General features: G+C 71.1%; 15 protein-coding genes. 4 read left to right on the top strand and 11 right to left on the bottom strand.

Features of this window, described 5'->3' with window-relative positions:
* Positions 1–11: 11 nt before the first annotated feature.
* On the bottom strand, positions 12–1,532 hold the full coding sequence (locus ACFT7S_RS08975) for a PLP-dependent aminotransferase family protein (RefSeq protein WP_382728959.1): 1,521 nt from the start codon (positions 1,530–1,532) through the stop codon (positions 12–14).
* Here ACFT7S_RS08975 and ACFT7S_RS08980 point away from each other — a divergent pair.
* The 3 genes from ACFT7S_RS08980 (at position 1,531) to ACFT7S_RS08990 (ending at position 3,865) form a co-directional block, all read left to right on the top strand.
* Positions 1,531–2,514, top strand: a complete 984-nt coding sequence (locus ACFT7S_RS08980) for a DMT family transporter (RefSeq protein ID WP_382728961.1) — start codon at positions 1,531–1,533, stop codon at positions 2,512–2,514. The genes ACFT7S_RS08975 and ACFT7S_RS08980 overlap by 2 nt on opposite strands.
* A 41-nt stretch (positions 2,515–2,555) precedes the next feature.
* Positions 2,556–2,759 carry a DUF1918 domain-containing protein gene (locus ACFT7S_RS08985; protein WP_382728963.1) on the top strand — a complete coding sequence of 68 codons (204 nt, stop codon included), beginning with the start codon at positions 2,556–2,558 and terminating at the stop codon, positions 2,757–2,759.
* Between the two features lie 245 nt (positions 2,760–3,004).
* The gene (locus ACFT7S_RS08990) at positions 3,005–3,865 is read left to right on the top strand and encodes a 3-hydroxybutyryl-CoA dehydrogenase (protein ID WP_382728965.1); all 861 of its coding nucleotides are present in this window, start codon (positions 3,005–3,007) and stop codon (positions 3,863–3,865) included.
* A gap of 91 nt (positions 3,866–3,956) precedes the next feature.
* Here the strand turns inward: ACFT7S_RS08990 and ACFT7S_RS08995 are convergent, their stop codons facing one another.
* The 9 genes from ACFT7S_RS08995 to infC all read right to left on the bottom strand — a co-directional run bounded on the left by ACFT7S_RS08995 (position 3,957) and on the right by infC (position 14,215).
* Positions 3,957–4,487 (bottom strand): NUDIX hydrolase, encoded by a 531-nt coding sequence (locus ACFT7S_RS08995; RefSeq protein ID WP_382728967.1) that lies wholly within the window; start codon positions 4,485–4,487, stop codon positions 3,957–3,959.
* 87 nt (positions 4,488–4,574) lie between these two features.
* Complete coding sequence (locus ACFT7S_RS09000) at positions 4,575–5,915, bottom strand: transcriptional regulator (protein WP_382728969.1); 1,341 nt, start codon at positions 5,913–5,915, stop codon at positions 4,575–4,577.
* 413 nt (positions 5,916–6,328) lie between these two features.
* On the bottom strand, positions 6,329–8,842 hold the full coding sequence (gene pheT / locus ACFT7S_RS09005) for a phenylalanine--tRNA ligase subunit beta (protein WP_382728970.1): 2,514 nt from the start codon (positions 8,840–8,842) through the stop codon (positions 6,329–6,331).
* A complete protein-coding gene (gene pheS / locus ACFT7S_RS09010) occupies positions 8,842–9,981 on the bottom strand; it encodes a phenylalanine--tRNA ligase subunit alpha (protein ID WP_382728972.1) in 1,140 nt (379 codons plus the stop codon). Before pheS ends, pheT begins: the two co-directional genes overlap by 1 nt.
* 200 nt (positions 9,982–10,181) lie before the next feature.
* Entirely contained in the window at positions 10,182–11,342 is a 1,161-nt protein-coding gene (locus tag ACFT7S_RS09015) for an ATP-binding protein (protein ID WP_382728974.1), read from the bottom strand.
* A gap of 400 nt (positions 11,343–11,742) precedes the next feature.
* Positions 11,743–12,585: a TrmH family RNA methyltransferase gene (locus ACFT7S_RS09020; RefSeq protein ID WP_382728976.1), complete on the bottom strand. Its 843-nt coding sequence runs from the start codon at positions 12,583–12,585 to the stop codon at positions 11,743–11,745.
* Between the two features lie 116 nt (positions 12,586–12,701).
* Entirely contained in the window at positions 12,702–13,085 is a 384-nt protein-coding gene (rplT, locus tag ACFT7S_RS09025) for a 50S ribosomal protein L20 (protein WP_185301813.1), read from the bottom strand.
* A 106-nt stretch (positions 13,086–13,191) separates the two neighbouring features.
* Entirely contained in the window at positions 13,192–13,386 is a 195-nt protein-coding gene (gene rpmI / locus ACFT7S_RS09030) for a 50S ribosomal protein L35 (protein WP_382728978.1), read from the bottom strand.
* A 124-nt stretch (positions 13,387–13,510) separates the two neighbouring features.
* Positions 13,511–14,215 carry a translation initiation factor IF-3 gene (infC, locus tag ACFT7S_RS09035; protein WP_382729222.1) on the bottom strand — a complete coding sequence of 235 codons (705 nt, stop codon included), beginning with the start codon at positions 14,213–14,215 and terminating at the stop codon, positions 13,511–13,513.
* A 369-nt stretch (positions 14,216–14,584) separates the two neighbouring features.
* Between infC and ACFT7S_RS09040 the strand changes: the two genes are divergently transcribed.
* Complete coding sequence (locus ACFT7S_RS09040) at positions 14,585–14,947, top strand: DUF1844 domain-containing protein (protein WP_382728980.1); 363 nt, start codon at positions 14,585–14,587, stop codon at positions 14,945–14,947.
* Between the two features lie 108 nt (positions 14,948–15,055).
* Here ACFT7S_RS09040 and ACFT7S_RS09045 read toward each other — a convergent pair whose 3' ends face one another.
* A complete protein-coding gene (locus ACFT7S_RS09045) occupies positions 15,056–15,784 on the bottom strand; it encodes an SseB family protein (protein ID WP_382728982.1) in 729 nt (242 codons plus the stop codon).
* Positions 15,785–15,833 lie beyond the last annotated feature (49 nt).

The following is a 15,833-nucleotide window of genomic DNA, read 5'->3' on the forward strand; positions in this document are numbered from 1 at the left end:
GGGCGGCCGGGTCAGGAGGGCGGGAAGCCCTCGCGCACCGGCGCGCGCACATGCTGCCCATGCGGGGTGCTGTCGCCCCCGTCGGGGCCGTCGCGGAGCTCGTCGCAGGCGGTACGCAACCGTCGTACACCCTCGGTGATCTCGGCCGCTCCGGAGACCGCGGCGAAGCTCAGCCGGATGCGGCCCGCCGGCGCCTCCGCGCAGAAGTACGGGCGGCCGGGCGCGACGGCGACGCCCGCGCGCAGCGCCGCGGAGACCACGGCGGACTCCTCGGCGCCGGTCCATGTGCCGGGAAGCCCCAGCCAGAGGCTGCCGCCGCCCGACGGGATGTGCGGCAGGGCGAGTTCGGGCAGTTCCAGCCGGAGCGCGGCCGTCATCGCGGTGCGGCGGTCCTTCAACGCGGTCGCGACGGTGCGCAGATGGCGGCTCCAGGAAGGGGAGCCGACCAGTTCGAGCGCGGCCTCCTGGAGCGGCCGGGGGACGAAGAAACTGTCGACGACCTGGATGGCGCGCAGGCGCTCCAGCACGGGCCCGCGGGCGGCCAGGGCCCCGACGCGGAGGCTGGGCGAGGTGACCTTGGTGAGGGAGCAGACGTGGACGACGACGCCGTCCTCGTCGTGAGCCATGAGTGGCGCGGGCAGCGGGCCCGCGTCCTCGTGGACGAGACGGCGGGCGAAGTCGTCCTCGACGACGAAGGCGCCCGCCTCGCGGGCGATCCGGACGACTTCCCCCCGGCGGTCGGGGGCCAGGACGGCACCGGTCGGGTTCTGGAACAGCGGCTGGCAGACGAACACCCGGGCGCCCGTCGCCCGGAACGCGGCGGCGAGCAGATCGGGCCGTACGCCGTCGGCGTCGCCCGGTACCGGCACGGGGCGCAGTCCGGTGGCGCGGGCCGCCGCGAGCATGCCCGGGTAGGTGGGCGATTCGACGAGGATGGGCGCGCCCGGCGGGGCGAGCGCGCGCAGGGCGGTGGCCAGGGCGCTCTGGCCACCCGCGGTGATCAGTACGTCGGCGGCGGTCACGGCGGGGCCGATCTCCCGGGCGAACCAGGCCCGCAGCTCGGGAAGCCCGTCCGTGGGCGGGCGGCCCCAGGCGCCGGGGCGGCGCCCGGCACGGGCCAGCGCGGCGGCCATGGCGCGCTCGGGCTGGAGCGAGGGGTGGAGGTAGCCGCCGTTGAACTCGATGACGCCGGGCGCCGGGGCGGCGAGCGTGACCAGCACACCGGAGGCGTCGACGGTGCGCGGCACCACCTCGGGGCCGCCGTCGGCGCTGAGCGACACCTCCTGCCAGGAGGTGTCGCCGGGCGGGCGTGCGGCGGTACGGGGCTGCGCCCTGAAGGCCCCGGCGCCGGGCCGGGTGACGATCAGCCCTTCGGCGGCGAGCTGCGCGATGGCCCGGGAGACGGTCACCGGACTCACCCGGAAGCGCTCCACCAGGGTGCGACTCGACGGCAGCTTTCCACCAGGAGAGTAGCGGTCGAGTTCACCTCGGAGGGATTCTGCCAGTTTGGCCACACTGCTACGCTCATGCATGACAGCAGAGAATAGCGCTACTCACCGTTCTGCGATAGCAGTTGCTTCCCGGGTCGACAGTCCCGCCGGTACCGGAGCCGGGGCCGAAACCGGTGCGCACGCCCCCGTCGGCGGCAGCGGGACCCTTCTCGCCCTGTTCGGCGTGGTCGCCTTCTCCCTGACCTTCCCCTCCACCGCCTGGGGCCTGGAGAGCTTCGGCCCCTGGTCGCTGGTCGCCCTGCGCAGCCTGCTCGCCGCGGCCATCGCGGGCGGTGTGCTGCTGGCAGGCCGGGTACCGGTGCCCGAGCGCCGGCACTGGGCCGGCCTCGCCGTCGTCGCGGGCGGTGTGGTGGTGGGCTTCCCGCTGCTGACCACACTGGCCCTCCAGACCACGACGACCTCGCACGCGGCCGTGGTGGTGGGCCTGCTGCCGCTGACCACCGCGGTGTTCTCCTCGCTGCGCACCGGCTCGCGCCCGCCGCGCGCGTTCTGGGCCGCGGCCCTGGCGGGCGCCGCCGTGGTGATCGCGTTCACCGTGCAGCAGAGCGGCGGGGCGCTCTCCACCGGTGACCTCTACCTGTTCGGCGCCCTGCTCGTGTGCGCCGCCGGATACACCGAGGGCGGCAGGCTGGCCCGGGTCATGCCGGGCTGGCAGGTGATCGGCTGGGCCCTGATCCTCGCCCTGCCGCTCACGGTGGCGGGCGCCGCGATCGCGCTGCCCTTCGAACCGGTGCGGCTGACAGCACACGGCGTCATCGGCCTGGTCTGGGTTGCCGTCGGCTCCACCTTCGTCGGCCTGTACGTCTGGTACCGGGGCATGGCGGAGATCGGGGTGGCGCGGGCCAGCCAGCTCCAGCTGGCGCAGCCGCTACTGACCCTGGCGTGGTCGGCCCTGCTGCTCGGCGAGGAGATCCCGGCGGCCGCTCCGGTGGCCGCGGTGGCCGTGCTCGTCTGCATCGCGGTCACCCAGCGCGCAGGAGTCAAAGCCGCTCCCCGGTCATAGACTTGTCGATAGGACCGCCACCCGTGAGGAGGCCACTCCCGATGGAGGCACACACCGGCGACCGACTGCTGATTCACGGCAGAACCGTGGGACAGCACGACAAAGTCGCAGAGATCATCGAAGTGCTCGGTGCCGGGGGCACTCCGCCGTACCGGCTCCGCTACGACGACGGACACGAATCGATCAAGTCTCCCGGCCCCGACTGTGTCGTGCAGCACACGGCCCCGCAGGACAAACAGCGGTAGAGCCGGGACCGGACGCCGGGGACCTCCGAGTGGGGTCCCCGGTTCATGCCCCCTGCGGCCAGGGGGCATCGCACCTCCCTGCCGGCCGCCCCGAGTGACGGGGATCACACCCGACCGTCGACGGTACGACCCCCAGGTCACGGGCCCCGGATCACGGAGTAACGTCGTGGGGTCGAGGCGGGCACCGGAACCGGACGGAAACCTGCGACACAGGGATCAGCGAAAGGCACGAGGTGACGGACTCTATGGCCGACATTGCACGCGTCGGAGTGGTGGGCTGTGGCCAGATGGGCGCGGGCATCGCGGAGGTGTGCGCCCGCAGCGGCCTTCAGGTCATGGTGGCCGAGACCACCGGCGAGGCGCTGGAGATCGGCCGCACCCGGCTGCACAACTCCCTCTCGAAGGCCGCCGAACGCGGCAAGATCACCGAGGAGGAGCGGGACGAGACGCTCGGCCGCCTCAGCTTCACCACCGACCTCGGGGAGTTCGCCGACCGCGATCTCGTCATCGAGGCCGTCGTGGAGAACGAGCAGGTCAAGACCGAGATCTTCCAGGTGCTCGACCAGGTGGTGACCCGGCAGGACGCGATCCTCGCCTCCAACACCTCGTCCATCCCGCTGGTGAAGCTGGCCGTCGCGACCTCGCGCCCGGACCGGGTCATCGGCATCCACTTCTTCAACCCGGCACCAGTGCAGAAGCTCGTCGAGCTGATCCCCGCGCTGACCACGTCCGACGAGACGGTGAAGCGCGCCGAGGCACTGGTCCAGGACGTCCTGGGCAAGCACCCGATCCGCGCGCAGGACCGTTCCGGCTTCGTCGTGAACGCCCTGCTGATTCCGTATCTGCTCTCCGCGATCCGGATGTTCGAGTCGGGCATCGCCAGCCGCGAGGACATCGACAACGGCATGGAGATGGGCTGCGCCCACCCGATGGGCCCGCTGAAGCTCGCCGACCTGATCGGCCTGGACACCGTGGCCTCGGTCGCCGACTCGATGTACGCCGAGTACAAGGAGCCGCTGTACGCCGCTCCCCCGCTGCTCCAGCGCATGGTGGACGCGGGACGCCTCGGCCGCAAGACGGGCTCGGGCTTCTACCCGTACTCCTGAATCACCGCACGTCCACGAAGTGCATCACCGCACGTCCACGAAAGGGCCGGCCGGGACCTCCCGGCCGGCCCTTCGCGCGTGCCGATTCCCCTCAGCCCAGCCGCAGATGATGGAGCATCAGCAGCCCGGCCGCCATGTTGGCCGCGGGGATCTCGCCGCGGGCGATCATGTCGGGCACCAGCTTGAGCGGTACCCATTCGCGGCGCGAGGACTCGAAGTCGTCCTGGGGATGGCCGGTGTACGTGGCCTCCCGGGACCAGTAGAGATGGTGCCGGGCGTCGATGAGCCCGTTGGCGGGCTCCACCGTCATCAGCGGCTCCAGCTCACCCGGGCGCCAGCCGGTCTCCTCCTCCATCTCGCGGGCGGCGGCGGAGGCGAGGCCCTCGCCGTCCTCGACCACGCCCGCCGCGAGTTCCCAGCCCCAGCTGTCGGTGATGAAACGGTGCCGCCAGAGCAGCAGCACCTCGTTGGCCTCGTTGACGACGGTCGCCGCCACGACCGGGCGGAGCCGGATGACGAAGTGATCGAGGTGCCGCCCGTCAGGGAGGACGACATCTGCCAGATTGACCCGGAACCAACGGTTCTCGTACACCGTGTGCTCATTTAAGTTCATCCACTGCACAGTTCTGCCACCTTCCGACAAGTCGATGGCAATATCGGAGCAGGGACAGCCCGCCAGGGGAACGGAGGGCGGGCCGTCGGGCGAAGCTCACAGAGGCACGCGCAGCGCTCCGTCGATGATCCCGGCCGCCTTTTCGGCCTCGGCGCAGCCGCTCGCAGCCAGCTGTGCACGCACCGCCCGGAGCCGGTCGCGCAGCCGCTGGGACTCCATGCCCCTGGCCCGTTCGGCCATGTCCGAGGCCGTGCGCGCCGCCCGGTCCGCCTCCCCCTGAAGCAGCTCGATGTGCGTGAGCATCGCCAGCCGGTGCACCTGACCGCGGTCGTGCGCCGGGGCGCGTACGGCTGTGGCCGCGTGCTCCCGGGCACCCGTCAGGTCCCCGAGGCCGAGAAGCGCCTCGGCCACCTGCACATTGACCAGGCCCGGCTGGACGTACCCCGTCTCGTCCGGTTCCCGGCCCGGATGGATGCGGTCGGCCTCCGCCTCCGCGCGGCGGATGCACGTACGGGCGTTGTGGCCGTCGCCGAGATGGGCGTACGCCTTGGCCTGCATCGCGTACAGATCGGCCGCGAGCGCCGGTGTGATGTGGGTGCCCGCCGCCCGCAGCGCGGCCTCGGCGAAGGCGACGGACCGGCGGTATTCGGCCAGGAAGAGGGACTGGTTGACCAGCAGCGCGATCACATAGCCACCGAGCCCCCGGTCGCCGCTGGCCTTGGCGAGGCGCAGCGCCTGGTGGAAGTAGCGCTGGGCGAGACCATGGGCGTCGGAGTCGTACGCACAGATACCGGCGACGGCCACAAGACCGCCGGCCGCCCGGTGCAGCTGACGCCCCATCGCATCGCTGTAGCCGCCGCGCAGCAGCGGCGCCGTCTCCGCGTTGAGGAAGCCGACGACGCGCGAGCGGGTCGCGATGCCGCCCGCCTTGCGGTACATCTGCTCGTAATGGGCACGGGCCGCGCGGAGCATCACTATGTCCGCCGGGCCCACACGGGCCGGGCCCGGCCGGGAGACATCGGTGTCCTCGGGAGGGTTCTCCCACTCCCAGACCGGCATCACCGCCGTCGTGCCGGTGACGGCGGGCGCTCCGACGACCTGCGGGCGCCGCTGTTCGTCGGAGTGCCACAGCGCGGTGGCCCGCTCGACGAATCCGGTGAGGGTGGAGCCGTGCACCACCGTGTTCCCGCCTGCGGCTCCCATGCCGATGTCGTCGAGGGTGAGGGCGCGGTGCAGGCGCGCCCCGAGGACGTCGCAGATCAGATCGGGCACCTGCCCGCGCGGACGCTGTCCCTTGAGCCAGCGGGCCACCGCCGTGTGCTCGTACCGCAGGTCCAGGCCGCGGGCCCGGCCGGCCCGATTGACGTGACCGGCAAGACCGGCTCGGGACACGCCGGCCTCGTCGATCAGGGATTCGAGCAGGATATTGGGCTCCATTGCCCCCCCTTGCGCGTCGCACTGAGCCTAGTGCAGCACGATTCACACGGGGTGTGAACGGAATGCCCGAGCCGTCCTGCTGTGCGCTCTGTCGCGCCGCGGGGCGAATCGGTTGACTTGGTCGCCTCGCAAGAGGCGGACGGGTCGTCGGCTCCCCCTCGTACAGTTCGACGACCCGCACCCGCGCCGTCCGCTCTGCCGACCTGCCCGACACTCCGTGGCAGCGCGGACGGCGCCGGATCGCACGACCCACTGCCCACGGATCGGAGGGTGGCTGCGGGTCGGCCCCGCAACCGGGTTCCCCCGGCCCGGGCCGGGCCCGCGTGCGGTCCCCCGCCTTACGGCGAGCGCAAAGGAGGGGCGTATCCGGTGGCCGGATACGCCCCTCCTCACTGCCTGATCCCGTCAGAGCACTACGCGCCGCGCAGCACCGCGCCGGTCCGCTCGGCGGCCAGGGCGACCGCCGCGTCGCGGGCGCGCGAGGCCTGATCGACGGTCAGCGTGCGGTCTGCGGCACGGAACCGCAGCGCGTACGCCAGGGACTTCTTGCCCTCACCGATCTGGTCGCCGGTGAAGACGTCGAACAGCCGCACCGATTCGAGGAGCTTGCCCGCGCCTTCGCGCAGCGCCCCTTCCACCTCGGCGGCGGTGACGTCCTGCGCGACGATCAGCGCGACGTCCTGGGTCGCGACCGGGAAGGTCGAGATCCGCGGCGCCTGGAGGGCGCCGTCGACGGCCTGCTCCAGGACGTCGAGCTCGACCTCCATGGCACAGGTGCGCTCCGGCAGGTGGAGCTCCTTGACGACCCGCGGGTGAAGCTCACCGGCGTGCCCGAAGAGCGTCTCCTCACCGTTCACCAGGACGTACAGCGCGGCGCAGCGGCCGGGGTGCCACGGCGCGTGCTGGTCGCTCCGGATGATCAGCTCGACGCCCGCCTCGTGGGCGATCGTGCGGGCCGCCTCGATGGAGTCCGCCCAGTCGGCCGGGCGGCCCTTGCCCCACCAGCCGGCCTGCTCGCGGGCGCCCGCGAGGACGACGGCGGCACGGCGCGGCTGGCGCGGCAGCGCGGCGTCGAGTCCGGCGATCTCCTCGTCCGTGGGACGACGGTCGACGGGCAGCCGGACGGCCTGCGTCTCGGTGCCGGTCGGCCGGAAGACCAGGCCGGTCTCGAAGAGCGCGAGGTCGTGGCTGCCGCGACCGTCGTTGCGCCGCAGTGCGCCGAGGAGGCCCGGCAGCAGCGTGGTGCGCAGCGCCGGCTCCTCGTCGGAGAGCGGGTTGACGAGCGTGACCGTACGGCGGCGCGCGTCGTCCTTGTCCAGACCGAGCTGGTCGAGGACGGCGTCGCCGATGAACGGGTAGCTCAGCGCCTCGACGTAGCCCGCTCCGGCGAGCGCCCGGCCGATGCGGCGGTGCAGCCGCTGACGGTCGGTGAGCCCTCGGCCGGACGGCGGCGTCGGCAGGGTCGACGGAAGGTTCTCGTAGCCCTCCAGCCGGATGACCTCTTCGGCGAGGTCGTTCGGCTCGGCGAGGTCGGGGCGCCAGGACGGCACGGTGACGATCAGCTCGTCCTGCCCGTAGACGTCGCAGCCGACCTGCTGGAGGCGGCGTACGACGATCTCCCTGCCGTACGCGACTCCGGCCACCCGGTCGGGGTGGTCGGCCGGCATGGCGATGGTGCGGGGCGCGGACGGGGCGCTGATCTCGGTGACGCCCGCCTCGGCGGTGCCGCCCGCGAGGAGGACCAGCAGGTCCACCGTGCGCTGTGCGGCAGCGGCGGCCGCGGCCGGGTCGACGCCGCGCTCGAAGCGCTTGGACGCCTCGGAGGACAGCTTGTGACGGCGCGCGGTGCGGGCGATGGAGAGCGCGTCGAAGTGCGCCGCCTCGATGACGACCGAGGTGGTGGTGTGCTCACCGGCCGCGGTGTCCGCGATCTCGGTGTTGGCACCGCCCATGACGCCCGCGAGGCCGATCGGCCCGCGGTTGTCGGTGATGACGAGGTCCTCGGCGTCCAGGACCCGCACGGTGCCGTCGAGCGTGGTGAGCTTCTCGCCCTGCTGGGCGCGGCGCACCCCGATCGGCCCGTCGACGAGGGTCCGGTCGTAGGCGTGCAGCGGCTGGCCGAGTTCGAGCATCACGTAGTTGGTGATGTCGACGGCGAGCGAGATCGGGCGCATCCCGGCCTTCTGCAGACGGCGCTGCATCCAGATCGGGGAACGGGCCTCGGGCTCCAGGCCGACCACGGTGCGGGCGGTGAAGCGGTCGCAGCCGAAGGGGTCGGACACCTTCACCGCGTAGCCGAACGCGTTCGGCGCGGGTACGTCGAGGAGGGCCGGGTCGCGCAGCGGCAGCCCGTACGCGATGGCCGCCTCGCGGGCGACGCCGCGCAGGGAGAGGCAGTAGCCCCGGTCCGGCGTGACGGCGATGTCGAGGACCTCGTCGACGAGCTCCAGGAGCTCGATCGCGTCGGTGCCGACCTCGTGCTCCGGCGGCAGCACGATGATGCCGTGCGTGCCGTCGTCGCCCATGCCGAGCTCGTCGGTGGAGCAGATCATCCCGTGGGAGGTCTTGCCGTACGTCTGACGTGCGGCGATGGCGAACTCACCGGGCAGCACTGCGCCCGGGAGGACCACGACGACCTTGTCGCCGACGGAGAAGTTACGGGCTCCGCAGACGATCTCCTGCGGTTCACCGGTGCCGTTGGCCATGCCGACGTCGACCGTGCAGAAACGGATGGGCTTCTTGAAGCCCTCCAGCTCCTCGATGGTCAGGACCTGTCCGACGACCAGCGGGCCCTTGAGGCCGGCGCCGATCTGCTCGACGGTCTCGACCTCCAGCCCCACGGCGACGAGCTTGGCCTGTACATCACGGCCGGTCTCCGTCGCCGGCAGGTCGACGTACTCCCGCAGCCAGGAAAGCGGGACGCGCATCAGATCTCCATCCCGAACGGCCGGGTGAACCGGACGTCACCCTCGACCATGTCTCGCATGTCTTCGACGTTGTGGCGGAACATCAGCATCCGCTCGATGCCGAACCCGAAGGCGAATCCGCTGTACTTCTTGGGGTCGACACCGCAGGCGATGAGCACCTTGGGGTTGACCATGCCGCAGCCGCCCAGCTCGATCCAGCCCTCGCTGCCGCAGGTGCGGCAGGGGCGGTCCGGGTTGCCGACGGACGCGCCGCGGCAGACGTAGCAGACCATGTCCATCTCGGCGGACGGCTCGGTGAACGGGAAGAAGTTCGGCCGGAGCCGGGTCTTCATGTCCGGGCCGAAGAGCGCCTGGACCATGTGGTCGAGGGTGCCCTTGAGGTCGGCCATGGTGAGGCCCTCGTCGACGGCCAGCAGCTCGATCTGGTGGAAGACCGGGGTGTGCGTGGCGTCGAGCTCGTCGGTGCGGTAGACCCGGCCGGGGCAGACCACGTAGACGGGGGGCTTCCGGCTCAGCAGGGAGCGCGCCTGGACCGGCGAGGTGTGCGTACGCAGCACGATGCCGGACTCGTCGCCCGTGGTCGCCTTGCCGTCGGGCGTGGTGCCCTGGACGAAGAAGGTGTCCTGCATCTGGCGGGCCGGGTGGTCGGGTACGAAGTTCAGGGCGTCGAAGTTGAACCACTCCGCCTCGACCTCGGGGCCCTCGGCGATCTCGTAGCCCATCCCCACGAAGACGTCGGCGACGCGCTCCATGATCGTGGTCAGCGGGTGCCGGGCGCCTGCCGGGGTGCGGTCGTACGGCAGCGTGACGTCGACTGCCTCCTCGACCAGGACCCGGGCGTCCCGCTCGGCCTCCAGCTCCGTCTGACGGGCGGAGAGGGCCTTGGAGACGGCGCCGCGGGCCTGGCCCACGCGCTTGCCCGCCTCGGCCTTGGCCTGCGGCGGCAGCGCGCCGATCTCCCGGTTGGCGAGCGACAGGGGCGAGGTACCACCGGTGTGCGCGGTCTTCGCCTGGGCGAGCGCGTCGAGGTCGCCCGCGGCGGCGAAGGCGGCGAACGCCTCGTCCCGCATGCGCTCGATCTCTTCCGGTTTCAGTGCCTCGACCTCGACTGGGTCGTACGACTTGTTCGGTGCCGACATCTCTTCCCGTGCTTCCGATTGGCTGATATTGCTCTTACCGGGGGATACCCCCGGACCCCCGTGGCCCCGCTCGACGCCTGGAGGACACAAAGGTGCCAAAGGTCGAGTCTAAGGGCCGCAGGGAGGCGAAGAAGCCCGTGGGCAGCTCAGGCCGTCCCGTCGCCCGCCGCCACCCTGTCTGATTCGCTGCGCGAAACCCCTTACGTCAAATAGGCCGGGGCGCTCACAGGCAGGATAAATCGGAATTCGGCTCCGCCGCCGGGTCCCCGGTCGACGGTGATCGTGCCGCCGTGCGCCTCGACGATGCCCTTCACGATGTACAGGCCCAGGCCCGTACCGCCGCGCTTGCTTCCCCGCCAGAAGCGGGTGAAGACACGGCCCATCGACTCCTCGGGGATGCCGGGACCTTCGTCGCTCACGGTGACTGCCGTTCCTGTCTCGTCACTCTTGGCCGGCGCGGGTGCGGGGGCGATCTCAATGGTGACGGTTCCCTCGCCGTGGCGCACCGCGTTTTCGAGGAGGTTGCCGAGGACCTGGTCGACCTTGTCGGGGTCGGCCCACAGTGCGGGCAGCGGCTGCCGGGTGCGTACGAGGAAGCGGTCGGGCGCCTGACCGGTCGCGATGTGGGCCTGGACGTGGCGTTCGACGGCGGCTGAGATGTCCACGGGCTGGCGGCGCAGCTCCAGGCGGCCGGAGTCGATCCGGGAGATGTCGAGCAGTTCGGCGATGAGCCGGGTGACGCGGTTGGCGTCGGCGTCGACCGTCTCCAGCATCAGCCGTTTCTGGTCGTCGGTGAACCGCTCCCACTTGGCGAGCAGGGTCGCGGTGAAGCCCTTGACCGAGGTCAGCGGGGAGCGCAGCTCATGGGCGACGGTGGCGATCAGTTCGGCGTGGCTGAGCTCGGTGCGACGGCGGGCCTCGGTGCCCCGCAGGGAGATCACCAGACGGCGCACGGGCCCGGTCGGGCTCTCGCGTACGTACCGTGCGGAGACCAGGACCTCGCGCCCGCCGGGCAGGAGCAGATTCCGCTCGGGCTGGCCGACGCGGGTGGCCAGTCCCCCGTACGGGTCGGTCAGGGTCCACCAGCGTCTGCCCTTGAGGTCTTCGAGGGGCAGGGCGTGCTCCAGCGAGCGGCCGAGTGCGGCGGCGCGCGGAGTGGCGGTGATCCGGGCCGCGGCGGAGTTGAAGCAGATGACCCTGCCGGTCTCGTCGGCGACGACGAGGCCGTCGGGCAGATCATCCGGGTCGAGGTCACCAGGCCCGATGACGGTATCGGTCTCGTCCAGCGGTGCGGGTTCGGCGGTTGCGGCGCGCACGACGGCCGTGTGTGTCTCTCGCGGCCTGCTCATGCCGACTGCCATATTCCCGTACCCCACCTCTCGAACCGGCGCAGTGGGCCCCCGAGTTCGTCACCCTACTAGTCGTCAGTGAACGAGCGACACCCTGCGGGATCGAAAGGGCGGCCGATCCCTGGACGACAGCGCCTAGGGCCTCTCGTTTGGATCATGCCGGGCTCGCGGGGTCTGGCACGCACTCCCCCAAGCTCTCGGCTTCTTCCCCAAGCTCTCAACTTCGTTCGAGCAGGGGAGACCCCATTGAGCAGGGAGGGGAGGGGCCCCCTCCGGCGTTGTCGTCAGTCACCAACTCCCCCGAGGCCTTAAGGGCCAGGGGGGACCCCCTTCGCGTTGCCTCAATCCTCCGCCTTGCAGCTGCACGCGCCAGACCCCGCTCCCTGATCCGGCCTGATCCAAACGAAAGACCCTAGGGTCCCGTACGCCGGGGGCGCTGGGCGCGTGCGGAGGCGTACAGGCATACGGCCGCCGCCGTCGCGAGGTTGAGGCTCTCCGCCTTGCCGTGGATCGGCACCCGGACCACCGCGTCGGCCAGGGCCCGCGTCTCCTCGGGGAGCCCCCACGCCTCGTTGCCGAAGATCCAGGCGGTCGGACCGCCCATGGTGCCGGCGTCCAGCTCGTCGTCGAGGTCGTCGTCGCCCGCGCCGTCCGCGGCGAGGATGCGCACGCCGGCGTCCCGCAGCCCGCGCACCGCCTGCTCGACGGGCACACCCACGGCGACCGGCAGATGGAACAGTGAGCCGACGGACGCCCGCACCGACTTGGGGTTGTAGAGGTCCACGGACGCGTCGGTCAGCACGACGGCGTCGGCCCCCGCCGCGTCGGCGCAGCGCAGCACCGTACCGGCGTTCCCGGGGTCACGGACGTTGGCGAGCACGGCGACCAGCTTCGGCTGCGCGGCGAGGATGTCCTCGAACGGCGAGTCGAGAAAGCGGCAGACGCCGATCAGGCCCTGCGGCGTGACGGTCTGGGACACATCGGCGAGTACGTCGCCGTCGGCGAGATGGACCCGGGCCCCTGCGGCGTGGGCGGCGTCGACGATGTCGGCGTACCGCTCGGCGGCCTCGACGGTGGCGAAGAGCTCGATCAGTGTCGGCTCACCGTCGCCGCCCCGGTGCCCCGCGGCCTCGCGTACGGCCTGCGGCCCCTCGGCGATGAACCTGCGCTCCTTGCCGCGGAAGTTTCGCTTGGCCAGCCGTCGGGCGGCCACGACACGCGGCGATCGCGAGGAGATCAGTTCGGGGGTGCCCATGGTCGGCGGCGAGCCTCTCTGCGTACGGAGAAACGACAGCGGGGGTGCAACGCACCGGACCCGCAGACGGCTTGCGCCTGCGGGTCCGGCTCAAAAACCTGGAAGGACTGCCTGTATCAGGCGGCCTTCGGGGCGTTGACGTCGCTCGGGAGGGCCTTCTGGGCCACCTCGACGAGCGCGGCGAACGCGTTGGGGTCGTTGACCGCGAGCTCGGCCAGGATCTTGCGGTCCACCTCGATGTTGGCGGCGTTCAGACCCTGGATGAGGCGGTTGTACGTCATGCCGTTCTCGCGGGCAGCGGCGTTGATGCGCTGGATCCACAGCCGACGGAAGTCGCCCTTGCGCTTCTTGCGGTCGTTGAAGTTGTAGACCAGGGAGTGGGTGACCTGCTCCTTGGCCTTCCGGTACAGGCGCGAACGCTGACCCCGGTAGCCCTTGGCCGCCTCGAGGATTGCCCGGCGCTTCTTGTGGGCGTTGACTGCCCGCTTGACGCGTGCCACTTGTTAACTCCTTGTAGCGGGGCCGTGGTTGGAACTCACACGGCCCGGAAACGAATTGGTCCCGGTCGGATCGAGATCGCGCCCCCGGATCAGCGGGGGCGGCGACTCACTTGCCGAGAAGCTTCTTGACCTTCTTGACGTCGGCCGGAGCCACGACGACCGTGCCGGAAAGCGAGCGGGTCTTCTTGGACGACTTGTGCTCGAGCAGGTGGCGCTTGCCGGCCTTCTCACGGAGCACCTTGCCGGAGCCGGTGATCTTGAAGCGCTTGCTGGCACCGCTGTGCGTCTTGTTCTTCGGCATCGCGCCGTTCTCTCCTCGTCAGTGGCGCCCCTCTCGGTGCCGGGCACCGAACTGCAGGGGCGTCAGATCTTTGGTGGGATATTCCGCGGGGACCTGGGGGCGCCTGGATGGCAGCCCCCAGAGGTCACGCCTCGGAAGGTGTCTCGGCCTGGGCCTCGACTGCTTCGGCCGGAGCCTCGGCTGCGTCGCCCTCGGACTCGGCGTCGTGGGCGTAACCCTGACGCTCCGCCTTGCGGGCGGCCTGAGCCTCACGGGCCTCGGCCATGGCTTCGGTCTTCTTCTTGTGCGGGCCCAGAACCATGATCATGTTCCGGCCGTCCTGCTTCGGGTTGGACTCGATGAAGCCGAGGTCCTCGACATCCGAAGCGAGACGCTGGAGCAGTCGGAAGCCCAGCTCGGGGCGGGACTGCTCACGACCACGGAACATGATCGTGATCTTGACCTTGTCACCCTGCTTGAGGAACCGAACGACGTGACCCTTCTTGGTGTCATAGTCGTGCGGGTCGATCTTCGGCCGGAGCTTCATTTCCTTGATGACCGTGTGCGCCTGGTTCTTGCGCGCCTCACGGGCCTTCATGGCCGACTCGTACTTGAACTTCCCGTAGTCCATGAGCTTGCACACGGGGGGACGGGCTGTCGCCGCCACCTCGACCAGGTCGAGGTCATATTCCTGTGCGAGCTCCAGGGCCTTGGCAAGCGGAACAATCCCGACCTGCTCGCCGCTGGGACCGACAAGTCGCACCTCGGGAACGCGAATCCGGTCGTTGATGCGGGGCTCGGCGCTGATGGATCCTCCTAGGTAGCACCACGCGGACCGCCTGGCGGGCAGCCGCGTAACGTCTCTTTCGAAAGACCAACCGTGACGGGACACGAAAAAAGCCCCGGACGGGACACAGGCGGGGCTCCTGGAAATACCGGAACACCGCCGCGGTCAACCGCGGGGCGCATCGGGCAGCTCCATCGTCCGTACGGAACGATGGGCGCCGCCTGACCGGTGACCCACCGTCCCGGAGGACGGTCAGGTGGGAGATCGGAGCCTCCACTTGTGGGCCGAGCACATAGGTGTCCGGCCGGTCGTTACCCAAGATTAGCAGCTCCGGCGAGGTGCTGCGAACCCGCGAGGCGTCGCGGGCCGGGGCCCGGCGCGGAGCGTCTCCCGCAGTCGGGGACGTCTGAGCATGGCCTTATCGTGTGGGACATGAGTGACGCGACCCCCCGCAGTGAATCCCCCGGCTTCGACGACATGGCCCGCGATATCGCGGAGGTCCCCGCGGTCGAGGTGATCGTGACGGTCGCCGTGAACCTGATGAGCGCAGCCGCCGTGAAGCTCGGCCTCACCGAGGACGGCGACGAGCACAAGGACCTGGACGAGGCCCGCAAGCTGGTGCAGGCCCTGGCCGGCCTGCTGGACGCCAGCACCACCGAGATCAGCACCTTCCACGCGTCCCCGCTGCGCGACGGCCTGAAGTCGCTCCAGCTGGCGTTCCGCGAGGCGTCCCTCGTACCGGACGAGCCCGGCCAGGGCCCGGGCGAGAAGTACACGGGGCCGGTGTACGGCTAGTCCGTCAGTCCAGTCCGTTCCCTCAGCCGCTTCTTGTCTGATCTTCCCGACGACGCGAGCCCGCAGCCTGTGACAGGCGGCGGGCTCGCGTCATATGGGTCCGGGTGATCAGCGCGTGAACAAGGGCCCGCCCGGCGCGACGGCGTCGGCCGGCAGCAGGGCCAGGTCGAGACCCCGCACCAGCCTGGCCCGCAGGTCCTCGCTGGCCGCCAGTGCCTGGGCCAGCCGCCGGGCCGCTTCGGCGGGAACGGCGTCCGGTACGAGGACCACCGCCACGATGCCGTCGGCGGGGCCGGGGCCGAGGTGGGCACGGAGCACCGCGGGTTCGGCGGCGACGACGTCCCGTACCGCCGCGACGACGGCCGGGTCGTCGAGCGGGTCGGCGCTGGCGCGGTTCTCGGCGAGGGCGCGCAGCGCGGAGCCGGTCAGTTCGAAGGCGACCGGGCCCGCGAGGTCGAGCACCACCGTGTCCGCCTTCTCGTGCGCGGCGGCCTGGAGCGCCTGATGCAGGGGTACGGCGACAGGGCGGGCCTCCGGGTCCCAGAGGGCCAGCGAGGCGGTCGAGGTGAAGGCGGGCAGAGCGCGCCGGTCACCGGCCTGGAGGGTGGGGACGGCCATGTCGCTCGTCTTCTCGCGGCGCAGTCCGTTCTCGTCCTCCTCCACCTCGCCGAGCACGGCGACGACGGGGACGAGCAGCCGGGCGCCGAGGAGAGCTTCGAGGACCGGGCCGACGGCCTTCCGGTCCTGTGACCATGCGGCGAGTGCCGCGGTCAGCTCGGGAGCGGCCATGCCGTCGTCGTTGGAGAAACCGGGGTCCGGAATGTTCTTGAGCGCCACGTGACGAGCGTAGTCGGTCGGCTTTCTCATCTCGGCGACAGGTCGGGCA

It is taken from the genome of Streptomyces sp. NPDC057136 (genome assembly GCF_042670885.1).
Lineage (GTDB): Bacteria > Actinomycetota > Actinomycetes > Streptomycetales > Streptomycetaceae > Streptomyces.